This window comes from Mycobacterium sp. E2327, from assembly GCF_001672675.1.
GTDB lineage: Bacteria > Actinomycetota > Actinomycetes > Mycobacteriales > Mycobacteriaceae > Mycobacterium.
Genome location: NZ_LZKE01000106.1, coordinates 47,366 through 70,743 on the forward strand (window position 1 = coordinate 47,366; position 23,378 = coordinate 70,743).

Here is a 23,378-nt window from a genome sequence, read left to right on the forward strand (position 1 = left end):
GGCGTGTTCGCTGGTGGGCTCGATAGGAGCGCATCCGGCAAGCATCGGAGCACCAGCGCCGGCCGCGGCCGGAAGTCGTCTGTGGGACGCGCAGGCCGCACCAACCGCACGGGATAAGGGTTCTGATCCAGGGCCCGAACATGCGTATTTCCTTCCGTTTCAAGCCTCTACGCGCGTGCGCTTCGAAAAACCCCAGACCCGAGCAGGATCAGGGCACCAATGACTACCGTGGGCCGCTGGGGCGCCGGGGAGGGGTAGCGGCCCAGGGCATCGAATGTCGTTGCTGCGCATCAGATCGTCACCGTGTCCGTAGTCCATCGCTGGCGTCCACCGACCAGCCATGCTCGGCGGCCACGGTCACGGCTTTGCCGGTCGGCGCGCTGCCCGATGACCGGCACGACGTCGGCGTGGTCGACGAGTGATGGCCAGGTGTAGGCGACGGGTCGCCGGTGCTTCATTGCCCAGCGCCCGATCGCCTCGTCGATCGGCCTGCTCTTGCGCGGGTCGCACTCGAGGTACTGCGTGAGATCGGGAACCAGATCGCTGAGCACCGCGACGCCGACCGCGAACCACATCCGCGGCGCGACGATCCACGACGCCGAGTCACCGGCTCGCACGACAGCGCGGGCGATGCGCTCCTGTGCGTATGGCGGCCGCTCGCGACCGAGGTACAGCGACACGACCGGGCTCGGGGCGACGGCCAGCGCCGCGTCGAGCTGATCCCGGAATCCCTCGGTGGGTTGGGCGTCATCCTCGAGCACGACTGACCAGCCGCTGCTGTTGGTGGCGTTGTCGCGCAGCCAGTTCCAGGCGCGTCGGTGATTGCCCTCGCAGCCGAGTCGGCCGTCGTCCATGGCCAGGTGGTCGGCGCGGACGGTGCCGACCAGCGTCTGCGCCATCGATGATCGACTGTTGTGGGCGACGACGGCGATCGTGGTGGTCGAGTGTTGGGGCCGCGGGGATGAAAGGAGTAAAGCTCCCTGCGGCCCCAACAGTTCTTCGCGGCGCGGCAGCGGGCGAATGCCGTTGTAGAGACTGGCATTGCCCGCGCCGCGACCTGTTCCTCGGTGACCGAGCATCGGGGTTTACGAACCGCCGATACCCAGGACGACCACCCGGTTGGGGTGCGCGATCTGCTGGCCGAACCGCCACGTCGCGCGGATCGCGATGCTGTCCCGGTTGAAGTGGTAGTCCGAGCTCGTGGCGATGAGCAACTGACCCCAGACTGCCAGGATCGCGTTCTTGTCGACCACGACCAGCTGACCGGCCGGCACATCGCGGTCGGTGACCACCGGTAGCGACAGGACTTGCCGTGTCGCGCTGCTGGTTCCGGCGCCGACGAGCGACTGGTTGGAGTCGGTCGCGGTCTTGAACTTCTGCAGCTCCGCCCACGCGGTCGGGCTGGCGATGATGTGGCTGGCCACACCGCCGTCGTCTTCGATGTAGGCCACGGCGTCGATCAGAGCGTCGAGCGATTCGTCCAGGATGCCGCCGTCGTGGAAGGACTGGTGCAGCAGCCCGGCGGGCGGGGTGACGGCTGGACCGACCGGCGCCGCCTGCGCCAAGTAGGCGCTGTTGGCTTTCCGGACCATGGACCGGCGAACGGCGGCGTTGAGCAGGGACGAAGCTGTCCCCTGGCCATACTGCTCGCGCGACACGCTGGTCAGCACGGCGATCTTGCCGGTGTGGATGACGGTTTCGCTGTCGTCGGGGTCGGACTCGTCGATCGCGTCGCCCTCGGGGACGAAGCCGGGCGCGCCGTCCAGCGTGACGCGGGGGACGCGGACCGCGGGTTCGTCGCCCTCGACGTCGCCGGCCTTGGTGCTGGTCTGCAGGATCAGCGCCTCGGGGATGACGTCTTGGGGTTCGACGCCCTGGACGTCGAGGTGGAAGGCCTTGGCCGATCCGGTGGTGTTGAATGGAGCACTCATTTTGAACACTTGCCTTTCCACGGCAGCAGCCGTGAGACACGTTGCTATGCAACGAATTGAATGGATGTCTCACGGCGGCACCGCCTGGCCCGTGTCCCCCGCGACCCGCAGGGTTGCAGCCATTCTATCTGGTTCGGGCGACGTCCCCGGTGAACGCGGCGTCCCAGGTTTCGCGTCCCGACTTCCCGGCAGACCCACCGCCACCGCCGGCCATGGGGTCGGGCTGCGGGCGGCGCGGCTGCGGGCTGAGACCGAAATCGCTGACGCGGGCCGCGATGCGCTCTGCCACCTTTGCGCCATCGATCAGACCGGTGTCGCTGAGAACGTCGTCGGGATTGAGGTCACTGAACGCGCCGGGCTTGTATCCGGCACTGGCGATGTGCTGGTCGAGAATCGCGCGCCGGGTGTTGGCCAGCGTCTCGGCCAGCGCATCGCGTTCGGCCTCGGTCTCGCGCAACCGCTCTCGGTACCGCCGATCGCGACCGCGTGGTTCGTCGGTTTCGGGTGTCTCAGGCTCCTCCTGGGCTTCGTTGGCGGGCTTGCCCTCGCCATCTACCTCCGGATCAGGTTCTGGCTCACCAGGATTGGTCTGGGCAGCCGCAAGCGCGGCCTCGGCCGTGTCCGCACGCTGCACCGCGGCCTCGAGGTTGGCTTCGGCGATCTCCGCCCGGCTGCGCCAGTGGTCGCGGTCGGCCTCGAGGTCCTGCAGGATGGTGTCGTAGTCCTCGGCCGCCGCGTCGGTGTCAGCGGCGTCGGTCCCGGTTTCCGGTGCGGTGTCGGGGGTTTCGGTGGTCGTGGTCATCAGTTCTCGTCCTTCCGGTGCCGGAGCTCGTCGATCACCACGCACAGCAGCCGCAGCGGATCGCCGCTGAAGTCGGCGATCATTCGGATCAACTGCACCGCCAGGTACGTGACCTGCCAGCAGTCGATGATCGTGAAGCGCTCCTCCCAGGCCATCGCCTGATCGACGACCCTGCTGCATTCGCTGCCGGGCGTCGCGACCTCAGCCATGCCGAGAATCGCGGTCATCACCCTGGCCTGCTCAAAGGTGATCGTTCTCTCGAACTGGCCACACCCGACGCTGCTCCGGAGCTCACGCAACCATTGCGCGGCCTGGACCTCGTCATCAGTCACATCATCGAAGCTGGTGCGCCCGGCCAGTTTTCGCACCAGCGTGGCCGCGACCGCGATGATCTGCCATTGCGGCGCGTCCGGGGCGATCGTGGTGACCGCCGTGGCGGTCTGCCAGACGTCGATGGCATCCCTGCCGCCGAATCCCGCCGCGGCGTGCAGCAGGTCGCGGCCGATCGCGCGTACCCGATTCAGAGGAATGGGTGGGGTGTCGGTGGTAGTCATCGGTTCTCCTTTTCGGTGGGGATGGATGGGTCGGTCGGCAGCGCCAGCCAGTTACGCCAGTTGCGGCGGAATTGAACGACGCCGAGGCGCTTCTTGGCGCAGTTGATCGAGTGACGGCCGATGTGCCGTGGGACGTCCTCGCGCCACTGGCGCTCGGTCTTGGGGCCGGTGCTGAGGTAGGTCGCCACCCACTCGACGGCCAGTTCGATCTGGCCGGTCATGACGCCTGCCCAGCCCGACGCAGCCGGTTGCACGCCCGACAACTGCGGTGGGCATACCCGCGGGTGTCGGTCCATCGGTAGGTATTCGCGGCGTCGAACGGATGGCCTCGGACGCACTCGGTTCTGTGGGCGTTGATCTTCGAGATACCGCGCGGCCGGCCGATGGTCAGCCGAGGCCGCCGAGGGTGGAACGGACAGCGGCCGCGGCGTCGGCACGGCGAGCCAGTCTCGGTGAGGCGACCGCAGCATTGCGGTCTTTGCTTGACACACTGAACTGTTGTTTCGGGGTCGAGCGCGTGCGGTGCGAGTGCGTTATCTATATACGCACTGACGCACTGACGCACTGGCTGGCTGAGTGCGTCAACGCACTGGCAACGCACTGCAACGCACTGACGCACTGACGGGTTCACGCCGCCTCCTCGACGCATGCTTCGTGCCGTAAAACCTGGCCCGCGGCGAGCGGTTGGAAGCACACACAGCAGGGTTGCGCAATGCGGCGAAGCGTGGCGTTTCTCGCCCCCTGCGCCGTCGAGATCAGCCCTCGATCCTCGGCCAGTTTGACAGCGCTGCGGACTGCCTTCTGGGTGTGGTCGACACCCATCAGCGCTCCCTCGATCGCCCGGCCACTCATACCTGGCCCGCCCGATCGGGCGTCATTGACAAGTACCTCGATCACCGCCGCCAGCGCGGCTTCGGTCTGCGCATCGCCGCGCGAGCCGGGTGCATACCGCAGGTGTTGCGTGGCTGGGTCGAAGCTCAGGCGCCCCTCGGGGACCGCGACGTCGCGGCCGAACGCACTGAAATAGCGGTCCGATGCGGGGTCTTCGGGATCCTCCCGCAGTAGTCGCCAGTTCGCGTCGGGCCAGTCCAGCAGGCGGGAGTCACCGCGCGACCGCTCACCGCTGTGTCCCATGTGATGCACCAGCAGCGCGTCACGGATGCCAGCCGACTCGAGCATCGCGTCGAACTGGACCAGGAACAGTCCGGCGTCGCGGTTTTCATCCAGGCCGAACGCGTCGAGGATGGGGCGAAGGCAGTCCAGGATCAGGTAGTCGCAGCCGAGGTCGCGGAACCGCTTCGCCCATGTCTCGCGGCAGTCGTCATCGAACAGGTTGAACGCTGACACCTTGCCGCGCAACGTGATCACGTCGGCGACGGCGTTGGTGTTCCGAATCCCCTGCCTCCCGAGCCAATCCTGCACCATGTGCTCGGACAGTTCGTCGTCGATCAGCACGAGCGCACTGGCCGGGTCATTAATCGCGAACTGCCCCAGGAACGGCTCGCGGTCGGCCAAGCACCGAACCATGTTGTCCCGCAGCGTTGTTTTGCCGGCCTTGTACTGGGCGGACAGAATGATGCGCGCGGCGATCGGGGCGACCTGCTCGATGCGCCATCGTGTCGGCGGACACGGCTGCGCCAGTAGCTCGGTCAATGAGCGCACCGGCGGATACTCGACCTTCGGGCGAGTCTCGGCGGCGACCAGCGCCTTTGCCTCACTGTCGATCCGAAGTTGCTCGGCGCGGTATTCGATACGCAGCTGGCGCTGCTCCGCCGCTTCATCTGCCGACGGCTGTCCAGCCGGGTCGAACGTAGTGTTACCAAGCTGCTGCTGCCCCTCGCCGGGATCACGCCGCGCCGGACCATATTTGTCGGCGCCGTTGCGCGCGGACCGCAATGTACGGTCGATCTCGGCGTCGGGTAGACCGCACCGTCGGCCCGCTTCCATCATGGTGTCCGTAACGATCTGCCGGTCCAAACCGTTGCCGTCGGCAACACGGTAGGCGCGCAAGGCATTCGGGTTCAGCCATTTGTCGTTGCGCTCACCTATGGGTGCCATCGCGACCTCGCCGGCCAGGCGCTCGAGGGCACCCAGCGCATAGCGCTGGTCAGCGTCAGTCGGAATGAATGCCCTTGCACCACCGGAGATTCGATGCGGCTTGGCTTCGCCACCATCGAACCAATCATCGAAGGCGTCGGCCTTCGTCTTCTTGCCTTCCAGGGCGGCCATAATGTCGGCCATCACGACCACCCCGCGCGTATCTCGTCGGCGCGGCGCCGGACGTTGGAGCCCGCGATCGCATAGAAACGACCCTTGTGCGCGGCACACCGGGCCATCCGCTCGAAGTTGTTCTGCCAGGACGCATCTGCGGTGTAGCCGTCGTCGTGTTCGTCTAATGCCGTATCATCGATTACTAACGAGGTCGTTCCCAGTGGTGCGGTGGCGATTTCGGACATGTGGTGAGCCCCTCGGTGCAACGCCGGGGGGTTTTCCGTATCTTCAATTGTCGACATGATTGAGCCTTCTAATCCAGGTGGGGTTGGACCTGGCCCGCCCTGAGAGTGGTTGTGGAGGAACTGTTTACGCGCCGATTGCCGACTGTCGAGTGAGCTTTTCGACGTCATCGGCCGATATCCGGATGAGCCGCGGACCGAGCCGGTGCGCAGGTAGGATGCCAGCCGCTATATAACGGCGAATCGTGCAGGGGTGGACGCCGAGCAGGGCTGCGGCGCTGCGGATGTCCAATTGAGTAGGTTTCATAGTTCTACAGATCTTATTTACTATTCTGCGCACTACGATGCTTCTGTGCTCAAAGCTGACTAGCTAGCAACGGTTTTCGGCGGTCTTCGACCGTAGTGCGGTCTACAGGTGTTAACTGGCTTCCGCCTATCACCGCACGTAGAGCGGCCGGAGGCATCCGAAATGATTACTGGCGACGCGAATATCTCAGCCGCATCTCAGCTTTCGGTTTTTGGGCCAACAAGCTGCGACAGCGCTTCAGCGACCTCGGCGTCACGTCCGGACACCGCCTGTTGGTAAAGCAGACTGGCGCGGACCGTGCTGTGGCCGAGCCGGGCCATCGTCTCCACGAGGTTGCCGACGCGTGCTGTCTGCGTCCCTGCGAAGTGACGCAAGTCGTGGATGGTCGGCCGCGGCTTCTTCTTGCCGTCGCGGCCGATCTTCGTGAGCGCCGGGATGAAGTAACTGTCTCGAAAGGCTTTGTCGTTCAGGTGGCAGCCGCCGCGGACAGGTACGAACAGCAGTGCGTCGGCACCCTCGGCGACGTGTTGCGCCAGATGGTCGGCAAGGTCGCCACGCATGTGTGGCGGGACGACAACCGCGCGGCCCTTGCCTGATTTCGGGCTATCGATCCGACAGCCTTCGCGGTGGGTGACCGCCCGCCCTACCGTAATGACGCTGTGGTCGGCGCTGACGTCCTTGCGGCGCAGTTCTGATACTTCACCCCACCGCAGTCCGCACCAGGCTGCGATGAGAACCAGGACGCGAAATTGGGCCAATGGGATCGCCTCCGCGAGGGCGGCGATTTCATCGGGGTCGAGGATCACAGGTTGCTTCTTGGTCGTCGGGTTCATGACGCGCGGGATATTGCACGGATTCGACGGCAGCAGGCCGTCGATCACTGCCGTGGCGCACACCGCGTGCAGGAACTGGTAGCTGTGACTGCGCGCGGTGGGTTTCTCCGTGCCCATGGCCGCGTACCACGACCGCACCGCATCCGGTGTCAAGTTTTTCAGCGGCACTTGCGCGAGCATCGAATTCTTGACTCGGCGCTCGAGCAGCGCCTCGTATCCGATCTTGGTCCGCGCTTTCAGGGGACGTTGCTCGATCCATGTCTTCGCGTAGTCGGCAACCGTGATCGAGCCGGCCAGCTTCTCCGCTTCCCGCTGCGCCGGCGGCGTCCAGATGCCCAGCTCGATCAGCCTGCGCTCATTGGCCAGCCAGCCCTCGGCGTCCATCTTGGCGCTGAAGGTGTGCGGCGCGTTGTGGCGCAGGACGTCGGGACCCTTGTAGGAGGCATGCCAGGTGGTCGTGCCCGATTTGCGTATCCAGCCCCAGCCACGTCGCCCCTTTTTGCCCGCCACAAGTTGCTCCGCTCTGTTATCTGTCTGTGATTAGAGTGTTGATTCGTGCATAGTTGTGCAAACGAAAGCGCATCAACTACGATCAGCTGATCAGCAGGTCAGAGATTATTTCTACTGATGATAGCTGGTATGAGCTACCAAGGCAGCGGCATTTTCGAATCCTGCCGGGGGCACCAGCGGCGCCTCAACTGGTAATCCCTTACGGCGCATATTCGGGGCAGTATGACGTGGCCGAAGTTCGCACCAAAAACCTCACGTCGTCGTCGGTCATACCGTTTCGCTCGTGCGACTGGACCATGCCCACGATCGAATCCGTGCTGCGGCCCTGCGCCAGCAGGGCGCACATCTTGTGACCCATATTGATCAGGCCCTGGTCTCCCCTAGCGCTTGAGATCCCCTGATTGTGGAGCGCATTCAGGAACGCGGTGTCATTGTCGTCCGCGTGAGCGGTCGGAACAACATGAGGAAAAGGGCCGCTGCCAGCAGCGCGACAGTGCGCTTCATGACCGTGCATGGTATCCCGGCTCAGTCAGCGCTCGGGGGACCGGTCGTGGTAGACGGGCTCCTGAAAGTCAGGGTTTAAATCTCGCACGAGTGGGCACACCGCGGCATGATCGCGCGTCAGCTCCCTCGCTTGCTTGTCGCTGCGGTAGCTGCGGCGTCGGGCATCAGCGCTCCCGTGCTCGCCCCTTTCGCCTCCGCCGATCCGTGTCCGGACGTTCAGGTGGTGTTCGCCCGCGGCACCGACGACCCCGCCGGGCTCGGCCCGACCGGGCAAGCATTTGTCGACTCCCTGCGCACCCGCGTGGGCGCAAAGTCGCTCGACGAATATGCGGTCAACTACCCCGCCACCCACGACTGGACGAACGCGGGTGAGGCCGGCATCAGGGACGCGGGCGCGCATGTCGTGTCGATGGCGCACGACTGCCCCAACACCAAGATGGTGCTGGGCGGTTATTCGCAGGGCGCGGCCGTGATGGGCTTCGTCACGTCGGCTGCCGTACCGCCCGGGATCGATCCGACGACGGTGCCGAAACCGATGGACCCGGAGGTGGCCAACCACGTCTCATCGGTCGTGCTCTTCTCGGTGCCGAACGAACGGGCCATGAATTTCTTTGGCGAGCCGCCGGTCGTCATCGGTCCGCTCTACCAGGCCAAGACGATCCAGATTTGTGCTCCCGGGGACCCGATCTGCGCTGACGGGATGAATTTCGCCGCACATGACACGTACGCGACCAACGCGGCAGTGATTGACCAGGGCGCTTCCTTCGCGGGCGGTTTTCTTGGCGGAGCTGCCGGCGGGCCCGCGGCCGCGAGTCCTGGCACGCCGACGACCGTCGTCGGGTCTCCATCTGCAGGCGGCGTTAACGTCAATCACTGATTACCGCGCCCGGATCGATCACAGCGCCAAAATGATCAACCGCAGAATTTGCTTCGCGCGTAATCAACGCGTCGCTGGCAAACCAGCCGGAGGCCGTCATAGGCGATCTGCGAGGGTTAGAGAGGGTTAGATACTGAGCAAAGGCTCGCACCGGGAGCGTCGGGGAACAACCGGAGAGGACCGCACTGCATGCTCGTCGTGATCGAGGAACCCAAGTTCGCGGCCTACCAGGGCCATCTTGGCGAAGTACCGCTGATCGAACGCGGCTCGCTAACCCTGTCGTTCGACACCAGAGACGGCGAGCGCGGCACTTTGCGGCTAAGCGCCGCCGAGTGCCGGTTGATTCTTCCCCACATCCAGCGCCTGGTCGCCTCGACCTGACAAGAATTCGCTGGCCGAAATTGCCGGCGGTCGTCAATCCCGGCTGAGGACGAACGCCTCGATGTGGCGGTCGCCGGCGCGCGCCTCGTACTTGCGCCAGCCGGGGTACATCCGGAGCCCTTTCGCCCAGATCTCGTCGCGCTCGGCCGGCGTGGCCAGCCGCGCGGTGGCGGGCCAGGTTTCGCGGCCGATCGACACCGTGGCTTTCGGGTTGGCCTTGAGGTTGTAGTACCAGGCCGGGTGCTTCTCGCCGCCCCAGTTGGACGCGATGAGGCCGACGCCGTCGGGGTGCGGGATTCCGTACAACGCGACGGTGCGGGGTTGACCGGACTTGGCGCCGGTGGTGGTGAGAATGACCGCGGGAACCCCGGTCACGATCCCGGCGAAGCTGCTTCGGCCACCGGTCAGCTTGCTGACGAGCCGGTCCAGATGGTGTGCCGTCGGGCGCATGAACGCCGACCCCACCTTCGTGGCCGCGAACGTGCGCATCGCTCGATGGAACGGGTTGGTGGCGTCGAAGGACCGGTCGGACATGGAGTCATTCTTGCCGCAATTGCATCGCCGGCTCTAGTAGGTGCCGATGAGTGACACCCTTGCCGCGGGCCGCTTGTCGTTGGATGATCACGAGATCGCGCTCCCCCGAGGAGGTCTGGATGAACCTGGCGCTGTGGATCGTCGCGATCGTTCTGGCGGTCACGTTCGCCGGCAGCGGGCTGCTGAAACTCGTTCGCACCAAGGACCAATTGGTGGGCTCGGGCTTCGGTTGGGCGGAGGACTACAGCCCGACGACGATCCGGCTCATCGGCGTCGCCGAGATCCTCGGCGCGATCGGGCTGATCGTGCCGGCTCTGGTGCACATCGCGCCGATCCTGGTGCCGCTGGCCGCACTCGGGCTCGCGGTGGTGATGATCGGTGCGGCCGTGGTGCACGCCCGGCGCAAGGAGACACCGTTCGTCGCGATGAACGCGGTGCTGCTGGCGCTCGCGATCTTCGTCGCCTGGGGCCGCTTCGGGCCCTATCCACTCACCTAGTCACGCGGGTTTGATGCTGTCGACCTGATCCGCGTCGTACTCGATGACGGGCGCCGAGTCGCCATAGACGTCGAGGGTGTGGATGAAGCGGTGCAATCCCATCACGCCGGCGCAGGTGAAGCCGAGTTCGATGACCTGCGCGGCGGTGAAGTGCTCCCCGAGGCGCTTGTAGAACTCGTCGTCCATGGCGTGATGGTCCGCCGACAGCAGGTCGAGGAACTCGACGGCCATCTGCTCCTGCGGCGTGAGCGCGCCGTGGCCCGGGGCGAGCAGGCACGCGACGTCCTCGTCGGTGATCGAATCGTGTTTGCGCGACTGGCTACACGGCTCGCATTCGCCGAGTTGAGCGCTGCGGATGCGCAGCAGCTCCAGGATCCGGCCGCCGAGCAGGGTGCCGGCGCCGAGCTGGTGTCTGGCCATGTTGACCTGTTCGAGCTGTGCGCTGCGATACGCGAATATCTGCAGAGGCACCGGCGTCGCGTAGAGCCCGGCGGCTACGCCGGCCTCCACGATTTCGCGGGAGTGCGGGCTGAGCTCTTCCATCGGAATTGGCGCAATACGCGGCATTAGATCACGCTAACTTTCTTGTGCATCACCGAAAAGCCCCGATGATTTGGGAGGACTCGATGTCCAGACTCGCCGGAAAGGTCGCGATAGTCACCGGGGGTGCGGGCGGAATCGGTGCGGCGACGGCGCACGAGTTGGCGCGCGAAGGCGCCGCCGTCGCCGTCGTCGACATCGACGAGGCGAAGGCCGGCGTGGTCGCCGACGAGATTGCGCGAACGGGAGCCCGGTCGATCGCACTGGGCGGCGATCTCGCCGAGGAGGCCACGGCGCGCCAAGTGGTGCGGTCCACCCTCGCGGAGTTCGGCCGCGTCGACGTGCTGCACAACAACGCGGCGCTGACGGCCAGCGACTTCTTGTCGCGAGACACCACCGTCACCGAGATGCCGCTGGAGGTGTGGCAGCGATCGCTCGAAGTCAACCTCGGTAGCCAGTTGCTCATGTGCAAGCACGCGGTTCCCGAAATGCGAAGGAGCGGAGGCGGTTCCATCGTCAACATGTCGTCGGGCGCGGCGCTGGCGGGCGACCGCACCCGCCTGGCCTACGGTGTGTCGAAGTCCGGGGTACATGCGCTGACGATGTACGTCGCGACCAGCGAGGGAAAGGCCGGGGTGCGGGCCAACACCGTCGTGCCCGGGCTGATCCTCACCGACGCCGTTCGCGCGCACCTCTCCGAGGACGTCATCGGCCGGCTCGCCCGGGCCACGTTGACGCCTTACCTCGGCGAACCGCAGGACGTCGCAAACCTCGTCGTCTTCCTCGCCTGCGAGCAGTCCCGCTACATCACCGGGCAGATGTTCTCGATCGACGGCGGGATGTCGGCGCACGCCGGCCTGGACACTGGCGCTTAGCGTTTCGCTGCGCTGCTTTGTCGTGCCAGCGAAACCGCAACAGCAGCAACCTGCGGTGCAGGCCAAACGACATGGTGAGCGGGTCACGCCACGGCGGGGTGCCGCGAAATGTGGACAACTCATCGAATGCCATAGCGCCACTGTCGCATAGGTTTGATCCGCGCACCGGTGGCGCCAGGCCATGCCGCCGGTGTTGTTCACGCCCATGTCGACTCCTCTTCGCTCCGCCGTTGCCGCGCGGGGTGCTCAGCCGCTCGACGGGCCGAGCGCGTACGCGCCGGTTTGCGGATGGTGATACCAGCCGCTGGCGGCGTGGGTGCCGCCGTCGACGTGGATCGTCTGACCGGTGATGTAGCTGGACATGTCGGACGCGAGAAAGACTGCTGCGCCGGCCATTTCGTCGACGTGACCGGCCCGCCCCATCGGGACCGTCAGACCGAATCGCTCCTCGGATCCGGGCGGCGCGATCGCTCTGATGCCTTCGGTCAGAGTGATGTCGGGGGCCAGCGCGTTGACCCGAATGCCGTGCGGCGCAAGCTCCAACGCGGCGGTCTTCGTGTAGTTGATCACACCGGCCTTCGCCGCCGCATAGGTCGCGTAACCCGGTGCGGCGCGCACGCCTTCGATCGAGGTGACGCTGATGACGCTGCCCGGCAGCTTCTGCTCCACCAGGACGCGCGCCACCCGCTGGGTGCACAGGTAGACGTGGCGCAGGTTGGCCTTGTACAGCGCGTCCCAGCCGTTCTCGCTGGTGGCGAGGATGCCCGACCAGAAGACCCCGCCGGCGTTGTTGACCAGGATGCTCACCGTCCCAAGTTCGGCGGAGGTCTGCGCCAGCGCGGCGTCCACCGCGGCGCTGTCGCGGACGTCGACGGAGAGGCCCAGCGCTCCGATCTCTTTGGCGGCCGCCGCGCACGATTCGGGGTCGCGTTCCCAGATCGCGACGCGGGCGCCGAAGGCCGTCAGCCCCCGCGCGATGCCGCGACCGATGCCCGCGCCACCGCCGGTGACGACCGCGACGCGATCGGTCAGCAGAACACTTGAGGGGTCGAGTGTCATGCAGCTAAATATAGAACAAACCGACGTCAAGGTTTACAGTCATTACCGAATCTGTCCGATATGTAAAAACCTCGGAGGGTCGCCATGGCCAGCACGATCTTCGTCACCGGCGCGACCGGGCAGACCGGCGGCAACGTGTGCCAGCAGGTGATCGAGCGGGGCGACCACGTCCGCGCATTGGTGCGCGAACCCGACGACGCCGCGGCACTGGCCGGGATCGGCGTGGAACTGGTCAAGGGCGACATCACCGACGCCGATGACGTCCTGGCCGCGGCGAAGGGCGCCGAGGCGGCCATTCACTGCGCCGCGCTGCTGGGCGGCGCGAGCCAGGACCTCGAGGACTTCAAGGCCGTCAACACGCTCGGCACCACGCATGTCCTGGACGCGGCCAAGGCCCACGGCATGCGCCGGGTGGTCGCGCTGAGCACCGCCACCTTCCTCGACCTGAGCACCGGCGTCGACTTCGAGGAGGCGCCCGTGCTGAAGAATCCGCCGCGCGACCCCTACACCGTCACCAAGCTCGCCGCCTTTTTGGAAGCGCACCGGCGCGCCGCCGCGGGCGACGACGTGCTGACGTGCCACCCCGGCGCCATCTTCGGTCCCGGGCTGGTCGTCGCGCGCGCCCTGCACCGCACCAGCTTCAACCGGGTGCTGCTGGCCGGCATGCGCGGAAAGATCAAGCGCTATCTGGCTTTTCCCGTGACCTGGGTGGCGGGCGCGGACGTGGCGCAGGGCTCTATCGCCGCGCTGGACAAGGGCGTGGCCGGGGAACGCTACCTGCTGGTCGGCCGTCCCGAGGACACCTTCAGCACCGCCGGCGGCATCAACCGCGCCTGCGAGATCGCCGGAATCGACCACCGCGTCGAGGATCTCGACTACCGCAGCGACCCCGAGGCGCTGACCGCCGAATTCGGGCCCACCCTGATGGCGATCGCGGCGGCCGCGGCCAAGGCCGAACGCAAGCCCAGGGCGACCGACAACCTGACCACCCGGCGCCTCGGCTACGCGCCCATGTCCTTCGATGACGGCCTACGGCTGCTGATCTCATGGCTGCGCGAGCTCGGCAAGCTGTAGGGGTCGCCACGGCGGATCTGTCCGATCGGATCCTCGACGCGGCGCAGCGACTGGTATTCCGGACGGGCGCCCGCAGGATGTCGCTCTCGGATGTGGCGACCCTGGCCGGGGTTTCGCGGCCCACCATTTACCGCTACTTCACGTCCAAAGAAGAACTCATCGACGCGCTGGGCAAACGCGAGCGCCGCCGCTTCAACGACGCGATGGACGCCGCGATGTCCGGGGTCGTGGGAGTCGCGCGCCTGGAGGCCGCCGTCGACGTCGTCGCGACCTTCGTCGAGGCGCAACCGCCCGGACGGCTGCTCGACCTCGAGCCGACGTTCGCCCACGACCAGATGGCCCAGGCGTTGCCGATGCTGGCCGACGGCTTGACGGCGGTCTTTCAGCGCTGCGCCCGCGAGGGGGCGTTCGCCACAACGGTGGATGCCCGCGACCTTGCGGGTGCGGTCGCGCGAACCGCATTGAGCCACTACATATTTCCCGACGCCGACCGGGCCGCGGCGCGCCGGGAGATCCGGGCCGCGGCCGGCCTTTCCGCTCAGCCCAGCTGAAACCTCGTGGCGCCGAAGGGTTCCGTCGTGCCAAGGGCGAACACCGTCGACGCCCTGACGCGATAGACGTGCCACGGCGGCGGGCCCGCCGACTGGGCGCTGAACTCCGCCGTGAGCGCGTCGCCCGCCACCTGGCACGGCCATCCGTCGTCGACGAAAGCGGCTGCGACGGAGGCCAATTCACTCGTGTCGGTGACCAGTTCGGCGGTGCCCTCGACGACGAGGTCGAACGGCTCGGTGGCGAGGCTGAGCGCACACCTGGGGTCGCGGGCGAGGTTCCGGGACTTTCGGGTCGCGAGCCCGGAGCTGAAATACCAGCTGCCGCCGCATCGAACGACCCCGACGGCCATGACGTGCGGGCTGGCGTCGGGATTGATCGTGGTCAGCCACACCGTGTGGCGCGCCGGACCGCCGGTGCCCGGCGCCTGCGGCAGCTCACCGTCCAGCACGGCCCGGACCCGGTCCCAGTCAATCGGCGGTGCGCCGTATCCGTCGAGATTGCGTTCGGTGACCGGCATATCGGTAATGACCGGTGCCCGAGCCGGAAGTCATCGCTCCCGCAGCAGAAACAGCCCATAGGCGGCGATCGACTGCGCGTCGGCGATCACCCCGGTGCGCATCATCTCCTCGACGTCCGCGCGGGAGAACCACTCGCTGTGCATGTCCTGTTCCTCGTGCTCGCGGTCCGCCTCGCCCTCGACGATGCCGGTGGCCAGGAACGCCCAGCCGCGCTGGCTCGTCATCCCGGCGGCGACGTCCAGCAGGCCCAGCGCCTCGATCGACGTCGCGCGCAGCCCGGTTTCTTCGCGCAACTCACGCTCGGCCAGCTCGTGCGGGTCGGGCTCCGCGTGATCGGGGGCGCTGCCCTGCGGGAACTCCCAGCGCCGCGCGCCGAGGGGGTAACGAAACTGCTCGACCAGCCGGAAGCGCTTCCCGTCGTAGGGCATCACCAGCGCGTAGGTCGGCTTGTCGATCACGGAGTAGATGCCGGCGCTGCCGTCGGGGCGGCGGATCTGGTCCTCCCGCACCACCAACCATCGGTTCCGGTAGATCTCGCGGGACGCGACGCATTCGATGAAGGGCACGCCGCCCAGTATCACCGGTGCGGTAGCGTCCGAAGCCATGCCATCCCCCGAAGCCATCACCGAGACCGTCAAGAGCTACCTCGCGCTCGTGGCCGACGGCAAGACCGACGACATCGTCGCGCTCTACGCCGCCGACGCCACGGTCGAGGATCCGATCGGCACCGACCTTCGCCGCGGCCACGACGCCATCCGCGAGTTCTATGCCGGATTTCAAGACGCCAACAAGGACACGGAACTCCTCGAGATCCGGGTCGGTGGCAGCGAAGCCGCGTTCTTGTGGCACCTCACCCTCGACGGCGGCGACAGCCGCAGCCGGCTCTCACCGATCTCGACGATGACGTTCGACGACGACGCGAAGATCACGTCGATGCGGGCGTTCTGGTCACCGTCCGACTTCAAAGTCCTGTAGCGCCCGCGCGGTGGACTCGTCTGATGCCACCGCGACCGCGATAATGCACCGATGGCCCCTGAAGATAGGGAGATCCGCCGCTCCGGCATGCGTAGCCACATCATCGTCAGCGGCGAGGACGCGCTGGCGACGACGATCGTCGAGGAACTCAACAACGCCGGCGTGCACATCGTCAAGCTCACCAGCCCCACCGAGCTCGCCACCGCCGGGATCGCCCGCGCCCGCGCGGTGATCTGCGCCGGCGACGACGACGCGATCAATCTCGAAATCGCCCTGCTGGCAAGGAAAGCCAACCCCAACGTCCGGGTGGTGGCGCGGCTGGCGAACGACGTGCTGCGCACGGCGATGGCCGCCGACAAGCGCCCCGGCGCGATCCTGGACGTCGCGGACCTCGCGGCGCCGTCCGTGGTCGAGGCCTGCCTAGCCCACACCGTGCACCCGTTCGAGGCGGCGGGCATCAAGTTCGTCGTCTCGGGCTCCGAGGCGCCGCGCGACGCGACCCTGCGCGAGATCTACGGCGACCTGGCGCCCGTGGCGGTCATCCACGGCGAGAACTGCGCCACGCCGGGCGCGGTGGAGCCGTGCCCGGGCCGAGATCTGCCGGTGCACGCCGGCGACTGGACCGCGATGATCGGCACCGCCGACGAGCTGGCCGCGCGCGGCATCAGGGTTCCGAAACCGACGGCGAGGCGGTCGCGCCGGGCCTGGCTGCGTCGGCTGCTCGATGCCGCCCGCGGCCTGCGTGACGACGTCAACCCGATGCTGCCGCGCGCCCTGGTGGCCGTGGCGCTGCTGCTGATCGGGTCGACCGTCGTGCTGCGCTTCAGCTACCAGCCGCGGGCGACAATGACCTGGCTCGACGCGCTGTATTTCAGCACCGAGACGATCGCGACCGTCGGTTACGGCGACTTCAGCTTCCTGCAGCAACCCACGTGGTTGCGGCTGTTCAGCATCATGCTGATGCTCGCGGGCGTGACGACCACGGCGCTGCTGGTCGCGTTCATGGCGGACCTGCTGTTGTCGCGGCGTTTCGCGCATTCGGCCGGCCGCCGGCGGGCGCGCCACCTGCACAATCACGTCATCGTCGTCGGGCTGGGGTCGTTCGGCAGCCGTGTCGTCGCCGACTTGGCCGGCGCGGGCTACGAGGTGGCGGTCATCGAGCGCGACGACAACAACCGCTTCCTGTCGGCGGCGGACGATCTGGACGTGCCGGTGATCTTCGGGGATGCGACGCTGCGCCAGACGCTGGCGGCGGCCCGCGTCGACCGGGCCCGCGCGGTGGCGGTGTTGACCCAGGACGACATGACCAACATCGAGACGGGGATCGTGCTGCGCGAAATGCTCGGCCCGCGGGTGATGCCGGAGGTGGTCCGGCCCGACGTGCCGATCGTGCTGCGCATCTACGACCGCGCGCTGGGGGCCGCGGTCGCGCAGCGGTTCGGCTTCGAGAACGTGCGCTCGACGGTCGATCTGGCCGCGCCATGGTTCATCGGCGCCGCGATGGGGCTGCAGGTGCTGGGGACGTTCTGGGTGGGGCAGCGTTCCTTCATGGTCGGCGCCATGCACGTGGCGGCCGGCAGCGAACTCGACGGGCTGAAGATGTTCGAGCTGTCCACCCAGACCCGGGTCATCGCGATCACCCGCCACGACACGCCGGTGGAACTGCACCCGCGACGCGACGCCTGGCTGCGCGGCGGCGACACCGTCTACCTCGTCGGGCCGTATCGCGAGCTGCTGGCGACGCTGCGCAAGGGGCAGCCGCCGCAAGAGCCCACCGCGGACGACGAGCGGGCGTCTGCCTAAAGCTTCGCGGCCACGTCGGCGGCGCGGCGCAGCTGGTCGAGGTCCGAACTCGTCGGGATGAGCTGCACCTCGTCGGTGCCGATTCCCTCGAACTTCCGCAAAACGGCCAGCAGCTCGTCCTCGCTGCCGGCCCAGCCGGTCATGGGCGCCATCGCGTCGACGTACTCGGCCGGGATCCAGTTCATGTAGTGCAGCAGGTGCCGATGCACCTGGGCGCGGGCCTGCTCGGGTTCGCCGAACGCGAACCAGAACGACGTCACCAGGTGCGGTTTGGGCCTGCCGGCCTGCGTCCACGCCTCCCGCGCCACCTCGAACAGCTCGTCCTGCTTGGCGACGTCGAGGTCCAACGTGGTGCCGGCCAGCCCGTCGGCCCAGGTCGCGGCGCTGCGGATGGTCTTGGGACCCATGGTGCCGACGAACAGCGGCGGGCCGCCGGGCTGAACCGGGGCCGGCCCGACCGGCAGCACCGACTCGGTGATCTTCTCGCCGGCCCACACCCGCTTCATCACCGCCACGCGTTCGGCCATGCCGCGCATGGTCTGGGTCGCCGGGTCGGCGCCCACGGCGTGGTAGTCCTCGTGCCGGCCGCCGACGCCGATGCCCACCGTCAGCCGGCCGCCACTCAGCATGTCGCCGGTGGCCAGGCCCTTCGCCAACATGACCGGATCGTGCAGCTGCGGCACGATCACCGTCGTCACCAGCCGCACCCGGGTGGTCCATGCGGCCAGCGCGCCGAGGAGCGTCAGGTTGTCCGGGTTTTCGAACGCGATGCGCTCGCCCCAGCACAGCGACGAGAACGGGCCCTCGTCGATCGCCCTTGCCCAGTTTTCGAGCACCGTCGCGTCCAGGTCCGGCTCCATCACCGGCATGGTCATCGCTATCTGCACAGACGCGATTCTGGCACCATGAAGCAGATGGGTTTCACGAGTACCTCCATCGCGCATGTCCGGCTGACCGTCACCGACATCGAACGGTCACGGCGGTTCTACGAGGCCGTGTTCGGCTGGCCGGTGTTGCTCGAGGTCCCCGAGAACGCCGACGAAGCCACCCGCAACCAGTTCGGCTTCCTGTTCGGCGGCGTCATCTACGACCTGGGCGGAACGCTGCTCGGCCTGCGACCGGTCGCCACGGACCGCTTCCACGAGGACCGCTGCGGGCTCGACCACATCGCGTTCCGGCTCGCCAGCAGGGCCGAATTGGACTCCGCGGCCGCACATCTCGACGAGGTCGGCGTGCCGCACGAGCCCGTCAAAGACATTGGGCCGTCGTACATTCTGGAGTTCCGCGACCCGGACAACATCGCGCTGGAGCTCACGGCGCCCAAGTAGAGATGCCGTCGTCTTCCCGCGAGCGTGCGCAAAATGACGGCCCGCACGGCGTGTCGCCGTACAAACACGCACGCTCGCGGAGAGGGCGGAGGGGTAGAAGGGAACTATGCCCATCAGTTTCAACCACACCATCGTCGCCGCGCGGGACAAGCGGGAGTCCGCGGAGTTCCTCGCCGAGTTGTTCGGCCTGCCGGAGCCGAAGCCGTTCGGTCACTTCATGGCCGTCGCGCTCGAGCACGGCGCCACGCTCGATTACGCCGACGCGCCCGAGGGCGAGGAGATCCGGCGCCAGCACTACGCATTTCTGGTGTCCGAGGACGACTTCGACGCGATCTACGGCAAGATCAAATCCCGCGGCCTGGAGCACTGGGCCGACCCGGGGGCCAACCGACCCGGTGAAATTAACACTCGGGACGGCGGCCGCGGGGTCTACTTCCTGGATCCCTCCGGGCACGCCATGGAGATCCTGACCCGCCCCTACGGCTCGGGCGGCTAATCGCCGGCGCGCGGTGAGCCGTGCCGTGCGTGTTCCTGGCTCCGGTAGTCATCGGCCATCTGCGCGACGTGCTTGGGCAGGGCGCCGGCCGCGACGTCGGCCAGGCTGGTCTCTTCCAAGACCGAGCGCATGCTGGCGCGCAGCGCCCGCCACACGTCGGCCAGCGGCGCGGTGGGCCCCGAATACGGCAAATCGCCGAGGCCGATGTCGCGGACGCTCGCCAGCGGGCCGTCGATGCAACGCAGGACGTCGGCGATGCTGATCTCGTTTCCGGGCCGGGCCAATTCGTAGCCGCCCTCCCGGCCGCGGTGGCTTCGCACCAGGCGATCGGTGCGCAGGTTGGTGAGGATGTCGACGAGAAATTGCGGCGGTATGCCCTGGGCTTGGGCCAATTCGTCGGTCGTCACCAAGGTGCCGCCGTCGACCGTGGCGAGCTGGACCATCGCGCGCACCGCGTACTCCGCCTTGGCCGACATCCGCATGGTGAGGATTGTGCCACCCCGGTAAGCGGTCCCTAGGGGCGCAACTCCAGCAGGTCGATGACCCGCTGCGCGTGCTCCTCGACGCTGCGATCCGGCGTCAGCCGAAGATCCGGATTCTCGGGCTGCTGATACGGGCTGTCGATGCCGGTGAAGTTCTGGATCTCACCGGCGCGCACTTTCGCGTACAGCCCCTTGGGATCACGCTTCTCGCACTCATCGAGCGGCGTGTCGCAGAACACCTCGAAGAATTCGACGCCGGCGTCGGCATGGACCCTGCGGGCCAATTCGCGGTGCTCGGCCAGCGGGCTGATCGCCGGCACCAGCACCACCTGACCGCTGTCGGCCAGCAGCGCCGCCACATGCGCCAGCCGGCGCAGGTTCTCGGCGCGGTCGGCCATGGAGAAACCCAGGTCCGCATTCAGGCCGTGGCGCAGGTTGTCGCCGTCGAGAACGTAAGCGGCAATGCCGCTTTCGAGCAGCGTCCGCTCGACTAGCATCGCCACCGACGACTTCCCGGAGCCCGACAGACCGGTGAACCACACGGTCTTGCCTTTCGGCCGGGCTTCCGCACCGACGAGCGACTTGTGCCGCACGGTGTTCGGGCTTGCCGTCTGCGCCGCGACTTCACGCAACACCATGCCCGCCGCCACCGTGCCGTTGGTGTTCGGGTCGATGAGGATGAACGAGCCGGTGCTGGAGTTGCGGGTGTACTCGTCGAGCAGCAGCGGAACCTGGGTACGCAGCGAAATGCGACCAAGTTCGTTGAGCTGCAACGCCCTTGCGCCCTTGTCGCGGTGCAGGGTGTTGACGTCGAGCCGGTACTCCAGCCCCGTCACGCGCGCGCGGGTGGTTCGGGTGGTGTGTTTGATGAGGTAGTCACGGCCCGGTTCCAGCGCCGAGTTGTCGGCCATCCAGCACACGGTCGCGTCGAAATCCTGCGTGACCCTCGGCTGGTTGTGGGCGCGCGCGATCATGTCGCCGCGTGAGATGTCGATATCGTCGGCCAGGCTCACCGAGACGGCCATCGGTGGAAACGCTTCTTCCACAGGGCCGTTGGGGCCCTCGATCGCGGTGATCCGGGTGGTCTTGCCGACGGGCAGCACGACCACCTCGTCGCCGGGGCGCATCACCCCGCTGGCCACGGTGCCGGCGTAGCTGCGGTGGTCGCGATGCTCGTGGGTCTGCGGCCGGATGACGTATTGCACCGGGAAGCGCACGTCGACCAGGTTGCGGTCACCGGCGATGTAGACCTCCTCGAGGTGCGACAGCAGCGCCGGGCCCTCGTACCACGGCGAGTTGTCCGACTTGGTCACCACGTTGTCGCCGTTGAGCGCCGAGATCGGGATGGTGGCCACGTCCTGCACGTCGAGCCGGGCCGCGAAGGCGTGGAACTCGTCGCGGATCCACTCGAATCTTTCTTTGTCCCAGTCGATCAGGTCCATCTTGTTGACCGCCAACACGATGTGCTGAATGCCGAGCAACGACGCCAGGAAGGCGTGCCGGCGGGACTGCTCCAGCAGGCCGTGGCGGGCGTCGACGAGCACGATCACCAGCTGAGCCGTCGACGCCCCGGTCACCATGTTGCGGGTGTACTGGATGTGTCCCGGCGTGTCGGCGATGATGAATTTCCGCTTGGGAGTTGCGAAATAGCGGTAGGCGACGTCGATGGTGATGCCCTGCTCCCGCTCGGCCCGCAGGCCGTCAGTCACCAGCGCCAGGTCGGTGTAGTCGTGGCCGCGCTCCTCCGACGCCCGCTCCACCGACGCCCATTGGTCTTCCATCACGGCCTTGGAGTCATACAGCAGGCGCCCGATCAGGGTGGACTTGCCGTCGTCGACGGATCCGGCGGTCGCGAGCCTCAATAACGTTGTCATCAGAAGTAGCCCTGCCGTTTGCGGTCTTCCATTCCAGCCTCCGAGATCCGGTCGTCGGCGCGGGTCGCGCCGCGCTCGGTCAATCGCGCCACCGCCGTCTCGGCGATGACCTCGCTCACTGTGGCGGCCTCGGATTCCACGCACCCGGTGCAGGTGACGTCGCCGACGGTGCGGAACCGCACCGTGGCCTCGAACACCGGCTCGTCGGCGCGCGGCTGCATGTGCCGGTCCACCGCCAGGAGCATGCCGTCGCGCTGAAACACCTTGCGCCGGTGCGCGAAATAGATCGACGGCAGCTTGATCTTCTCGGCGCCGATGTAGGACCAGATGTCGAACTCGGTCCAGTTGGACAGCGGGAAGACGCGGATGTGCTCGCCCTTGTGGTGCCGTCCGTTGTAGAGGTTCCACAGCTCGGGTCGCTGGGCCTTGGGGTCCCACTGGCCGAACTCGTCGCGGAAGCTGAACACCCGCTCCTTGGCGCGCGCCTTCTCCTCGTCGCGGCGCGCCCCGCCGAACGCGGCGTCGAACTTGTTCTCGCGGATGGCGCGCAGCAGCGTCACGGTCTGGATCGGGTTGCGCGACGGGATCGTCTCGACCACCCGTCCGGCGTCGATGTCCTCCTGCACCGACGCGACCACCAGCCGGACCCCGGACTCGGCGACCAGCTCGTCGCGGGCGGCGATCACCTCGTCGAAGTTGTGGCCGGTGTCGACGTGCATCACCGGGAACGGCAGCCGCCCGGGCTTGAACGCCTTGAGCGCCAGGTGCAGCATCACGATGGAGTCCTTGCCGCCCGAGAACAGCAGCACCGGGCGCTCGAACTCGGCGGCAACCTCCCGAATGATGTGGATCGCCTCGGCCTCGAGCGAGCGCAGATGGCTCAACTCGTACTGGCCGGCCGCCGGGGCCGTGTTTACAACGCTGGTCATAGGCACCTCGTTGGATTCCTGATAAAGGTGGTCGAATTGACCATCTTTATGGTCATTGTCGTATATAGAACCAGCCGGCCCCGCCGATGTCAACGGTTTGGCGCGGGTGACCAGCAGACGACGCATTACGCCACGCCCGGTCAGTTGTCTTTTGCGCCGGCGGGTGGGTGCGCGAGCATGAGCGCATGACGACTGAAACGCAGAGCGGCCGCGAAGTCATTTCCCAATTCCTCCCCCAATCGCCGTTCGTCGCGAAGCTGGGGATCGTGGCCGATCAGCTGGCCGACGACGAGGTCAGGCTGCGGCTGCCGTGGGATCCGACCAACGTCACCGTGGGCGACATGGTGCACGGCGGCGCCATCGCCACCCTGGCCGACCTGACCGTCATGGCCGCGGCGTGGTGCGGTGTCGACGCTCCCCCGTCGCTGCGGGGCGTGACGGTGTCGATGACGCTGGACTTCATGGCCCCGGCACGGGCAACCGACCTGATCGGGGTGGGCCGGGTGCTGCGGCGGGGCCGGTCGTTGGTCAACTGCGAGGCCGAGATCGTCGATCCGTCGGGCACGCTGGTCGCCAAGGCTCTGGCGACGTACAAGGTGGGCTAGCTACTGCGGCGAGCAATAGCTCCTATGTCAAGCCGCGGTGGGTTGGGTGTGTTGGGTGCGGGCTTGGTAGTCCTTGAGGAGTCGG

Annotated in this window: 29 protein-coding genes and 1 pseudogene; 11 read left to right on the forward strand and 19 right to left on the reverse strand. The window is 67.1% G+C overall.

The window, feature by feature from the left end:
• Positions 1 to 290: 290 nt before the first annotated feature.
• From A5712_RS12180 to A5712_RS32680, 10 genes are all read right to left on the reverse strand, one after another.
• Entirely contained in the window at positions 291 to 899 is a 609-nt protein-coding gene (locus A5712_RS12180; RefSeq protein WP_068104811.1) for a hypothetical protein, read from the reverse strand.
• Between the two features lie 186 nt (positions 900 to 1,085).
• The gene (locus tag A5712_RS12185; RefSeq protein ID WP_068104880.1) at positions 1,086 to 1,931 is read right to left on the reverse strand and encodes a phage major capsid protein; all 846 of its coding nucleotides are present in this window, start codon (positions 1,929 to 1,931) and stop codon (positions 1,086 to 1,088) included.
• Positions 1,932 to 2,055: 124 nt separating this feature from the next.
• The gene (locus A5712_RS12190; RefSeq protein WP_068104813.1) at positions 2,056 to 2,733 is read right to left on the reverse strand and encodes a hypothetical protein; all 678 of its coding nucleotides are present in this window, start codon (positions 2,731 to 2,733) and stop codon (positions 2,056 to 2,058) included.
• Positions 2,733 to 3,287 (reverse strand): hypothetical protein, encoded by a 555-nt coding sequence (locus tag A5712_RS12195; RefSeq protein WP_068104816.1) that lies wholly within the window; start codon positions 3,285 to 3,287, stop codon positions 2,733 to 2,735. Before A5712_RS12195 ends, A5712_RS12190 begins: the two co-directional genes overlap by 1 nt.
• Positions 3,284 to 3,508 carry a hypothetical protein gene (locus A5712_RS12200; protein ID WP_068104818.1) on the reverse strand — a complete coding sequence of 75 codons (225 nt, stop codon included), beginning with the start codon at positions 3,506 to 3,508 and terminating at the stop codon, positions 3,284 to 3,286. Before A5712_RS12200 ends, A5712_RS12195 begins: the two co-directional genes overlap by 4 nt.
• A 406-nt stretch (positions 3,509 to 3,914) precedes the next feature.
• A complete protein-coding gene (locus tag A5712_RS12205; RefSeq protein ID WP_156766530.1) occupies positions 3,915 to 5,528 on the reverse strand; it encodes an AAA family ATPase in 1,614 nt (537 codons plus the stop codon).
• Positions 5,528 to 5,743 (reverse strand): hypothetical protein, encoded by a 216-nt coding sequence (locus A5712_RS12210; protein ID WP_068104823.1) that lies wholly within the window; start codon positions 5,741 to 5,743, stop codon positions 5,528 to 5,530. The genes A5712_RS12205 and A5712_RS12210 overlap by 1 nt, the downstream gene beginning before the upstream one ends.
• Before the next feature lie 124 nt (positions 5,744 to 5,867).
• On the reverse strand, positions 5,868 to 6,047 hold the full coding sequence (locus A5712_RS30210) for a helix-turn-helix domain-containing protein (protein ID WP_082973405.1): 180 nt from the start codon (positions 6,045 to 6,047) through the stop codon (positions 5,868 to 5,870).
• Positions 6,048 to 6,244: 197 nt separating this feature from the next.
• Positions 6,245 to 7,390 carry a site-specific integrase gene (locus A5712_RS12215; protein ID WP_068104825.1) on the reverse strand — a complete coding sequence of 382 codons (1,146 nt, stop codon included), beginning with the start codon at positions 7,388 to 7,390 and terminating at the stop codon, positions 6,245 to 6,247.
• A gap of 199 nt (positions 7,391 to 7,589) precedes the next feature.
• The gene (locus A5712_RS32680) at positions 7,590 to 7,904 is read right to left on the reverse strand and encodes a DUF732 domain-containing protein (protein WP_082973406.1); all 315 of its coding nucleotides are present in this window, start codon (positions 7,902 to 7,904) and stop codon (positions 7,590 to 7,592) included.
• Positions 7,905 to 8,000: 96 nt separating this feature from the next.
• Between A5712_RS32680 and A5712_RS12220 the strand changes: the two genes are divergently transcribed.
• Both A5712_RS12220 and A5712_RS12225 read left to right on the forward strand, forming a co-directional pair.
• Positions 8,001 to 8,771, forward strand: coding sequence for a cutinase family protein (locus A5712_RS12220; protein ID WP_068104828.1), 771 nt, complete (start codon positions 8,001 to 8,003; stop codon positions 8,769 to 8,771).
• A 189-nt stretch (positions 8,772 to 8,960) separates the two neighbouring features.
• A complete protein-coding gene (locus A5712_RS12225) occupies positions 8,961 to 9,152 on the forward strand; it encodes a hypothetical protein (protein ID WP_068104830.1) in 192 nt (63 codons plus the stop codon).
• Positions 9,153 to 9,185: 33 nt separating this feature from the next.
• On the opposite strand, the gene A5712_RS12230 is transcribed toward A5712_RS12225, so the two are convergent.
• Complete coding sequence (locus A5712_RS12230) at positions 9,186 to 9,686, reverse strand: nitroreductase family deazaflavin-dependent oxidoreductase (protein WP_068104832.1); 501 nt, start codon at positions 9,684 to 9,686, stop codon at positions 9,186 to 9,188.
• Between the two features lie 119 nt (positions 9,687 to 9,805).
• Between A5712_RS12230 and A5712_RS12235 the strand changes: the two genes are divergently transcribed.
• The gene (locus A5712_RS12235) at positions 9,806 to 10,183 is read left to right on the forward strand and encodes a DoxX family protein (protein ID WP_068104886.1); all 378 of its coding nucleotides are present in this window, start codon (positions 9,806 to 9,808) and stop codon (positions 10,181 to 10,183) included.
• Here the strand turns inward: A5712_RS12235 and A5712_RS12240 are convergent, their stop codons facing one another.
• Positions 10,184 to 10,750, reverse strand: coding sequence for a carboxymuconolactone decarboxylase family protein (locus tag A5712_RS12240; protein ID WP_068104834.1), 567 nt, complete (start codon positions 10,748 to 10,750; stop codon positions 10,184 to 10,186). It lies immediately after the preceding gene.
• Between the two features lie 59 nt (positions 10,751 to 10,809).
• Between A5712_RS12240 and A5712_RS12245 the strand changes: the two genes are divergently transcribed.
• Complete coding sequence (locus tag A5712_RS12245; RefSeq protein WP_068104892.1) at positions 10,810 to 11,598, forward strand: SDR family NAD(P)-dependent oxidoreductase; 789 nt, start codon at positions 10,810 to 10,812, stop codon at positions 11,596 to 11,598.
• A 246-nt stretch (positions 11,599 to 11,844) separates the two neighbouring features.
• Here A5712_RS12245 and A5712_RS12250 read toward each other — a convergent pair whose 3' ends face one another.
• Positions 11,845 to 12,657: an SDR family NAD(P)-dependent oxidoreductase gene (locus A5712_RS12250; RefSeq protein ID WP_068104836.1), complete on the reverse strand. Its 813-nt coding sequence runs from the start codon at positions 12,655 to 12,657 to the stop codon at positions 11,845 to 11,847.
• 84 nt (positions 12,658 to 12,741) lie between these two features.
• On the opposite strand from A5712_RS12250, the gene A5712_RS12255 reads away from it, so the two are divergent.
• Positions 12,742 to 13,731, forward strand: coding sequence for an NAD-dependent epimerase/dehydratase family protein (locus A5712_RS12255; RefSeq protein ID WP_068104838.1), 990 nt, complete (start codon positions 12,742 to 12,744; stop codon positions 13,729 to 13,731).
• Positions 13,704 to 14,282 carry a TetR/AcrR family transcriptional regulator gene (locus A5712_RS12260; protein ID WP_068104840.1) on the forward strand — a complete coding sequence of 193 codons (579 nt, stop codon included), beginning with the start codon at positions 13,704 to 13,706 and terminating at the stop codon, positions 14,280 to 14,282. The genes A5712_RS12255 and A5712_RS12260 overlap by 28 nt, the downstream gene beginning before the upstream one ends.
• Here A5712_RS12260 and A5712_RS12265 read toward each other — a convergent pair.
• Together A5712_RS12265 and A5712_RS12270 are read right to left on the reverse strand one after the other, a co-directional pair.
• Positions 14,270 to 14,800, reverse strand: a complete 531-nt coding sequence (locus A5712_RS12265) for a pyridoxamine 5'-phosphate oxidase family protein (protein WP_068104842.1) — start codon at positions 14,798 to 14,800, stop codon at positions 14,270 to 14,272. The genes A5712_RS12260 and A5712_RS12265 overlap by 13 nt on opposite strands.
• 30 nt (positions 14,801 to 14,830) lie before the next feature.
• Positions 14,831 to 15,406: an NUDIX domain-containing protein gene (locus A5712_RS12270; RefSeq protein ID WP_082973407.1), complete on the reverse strand. Its 576-nt coding sequence runs from the start codon at positions 15,404 to 15,406 to the stop codon at positions 14,831 to 14,833.
• On the opposite strand from A5712_RS12270, the gene A5712_RS12275 reads away from it, so the two are divergent.
• Positions 15,405 to 15,776, forward strand: a complete 372-nt coding sequence (locus A5712_RS12275) for a nuclear transport factor 2 family protein (protein ID WP_068104895.1) — start codon at positions 15,405 to 15,407, stop codon at positions 15,774 to 15,776. The genes A5712_RS12270 and A5712_RS12275 overlap by 2 nt on opposite strands.
• 87 nt (positions 15,777 to 15,863) lie before the next feature.
• Positions 15,864 to 17,579, forward strand: a complete 1,716-nt coding sequence (locus tag A5712_RS12280; RefSeq protein WP_068104847.1) for an NAD-binding protein — start codon at positions 15,864 to 15,866, stop codon at positions 17,577 to 17,579.
• On the opposite strand, the gene A5712_RS12285 is transcribed toward A5712_RS12280, so the two are convergent.
• Positions 17,576 to 18,454 carry an LLM class flavin-dependent oxidoreductase gene (locus A5712_RS12285; protein ID WP_068104850.1) on the reverse strand — a complete coding sequence of 293 codons (879 nt, stop codon included), beginning with the start codon at positions 18,452 to 18,454 and terminating at the stop codon, positions 17,576 to 17,578. The two genes, A5712_RS12280 and A5712_RS12285, sit on opposite strands and share 4 nt — an antisense overlap.
• 39 nt (positions 18,455 to 18,493) lie before the next feature.
• Here A5712_RS12285 and A5712_RS12290 point away from each other — a divergent pair, with 39 nt between their 5' ends.
• Together A5712_RS12290 and A5712_RS12295 are read left to right on the forward strand one after the other, a co-directional pair.
• On the forward strand, positions 18,494 to 18,907 hold the full coding sequence (locus A5712_RS12290; protein WP_068104897.1) for a VOC family protein: 414 nt from the start codon (positions 18,494 to 18,496) through the stop codon (positions 18,905 to 18,907).
• A gap of 106 nt (positions 18,908 to 19,013) precedes the next feature.
• On the forward strand, positions 19,014 to 19,403 hold the full coding sequence (locus tag A5712_RS12295) for a VOC family protein (protein ID WP_068104853.1): 390 nt from the start codon (positions 19,014 to 19,016) through the stop codon (positions 19,401 to 19,403).
• On the opposite strand, the gene A5712_RS12300 is transcribed toward A5712_RS12295, so the two are convergent.
• The 3 genes and pseudogenes from A5712_RS12300 to cysD all read right to left on the reverse strand — a co-directional run bounded on the left by A5712_RS12300 (position 19,400) and on the right by cysD (position 22,744).
• Entirely contained in the window at positions 19,400 to 19,885 is a 486-nt protein-coding gene (locus tag A5712_RS12300; RefSeq protein ID WP_068104856.1) for an RrF2 family transcriptional regulator, read from the reverse strand. The two genes, A5712_RS12295 and A5712_RS12300, sit on opposite strands and share 4 nt — an antisense overlap.
• A 32-nt stretch (positions 19,886 to 19,917) precedes the next feature.
• A complete protein-coding gene (gene cysC, locus A5712_RS12305) occupies positions 19,918 to 21,759 on the reverse strand; it encodes an adenylyl-sulfate kinase (RefSeq protein WP_068104858.1) in 1,842 nt (613 codons plus the stop codon).
• A pseudogene (gene cysD / locus A5712_RS12310) lies at positions 21,759 to 22,744 on the reverse strand (sulfate adenylyltransferase subunit CysD). The gene cysC and the pseudogene cysD overlap by 1 nt, the downstream one beginning before the upstream one ends.
• A 129-nt stretch (positions 22,745 to 22,873) precedes the next feature.
• Between cysD and A5712_RS12315 the strand changes: the two are divergent.
• Positions 22,874 to 23,293 (forward strand): PaaI family thioesterase, encoded by a 420-nt coding sequence (locus A5712_RS12315; protein ID WP_068104863.1) that lies wholly within the window; start codon positions 22,874 to 22,876, stop codon positions 23,291 to 23,293.
• Positions 23,294 to 23,378 lie beyond the last annotated feature (85 nt).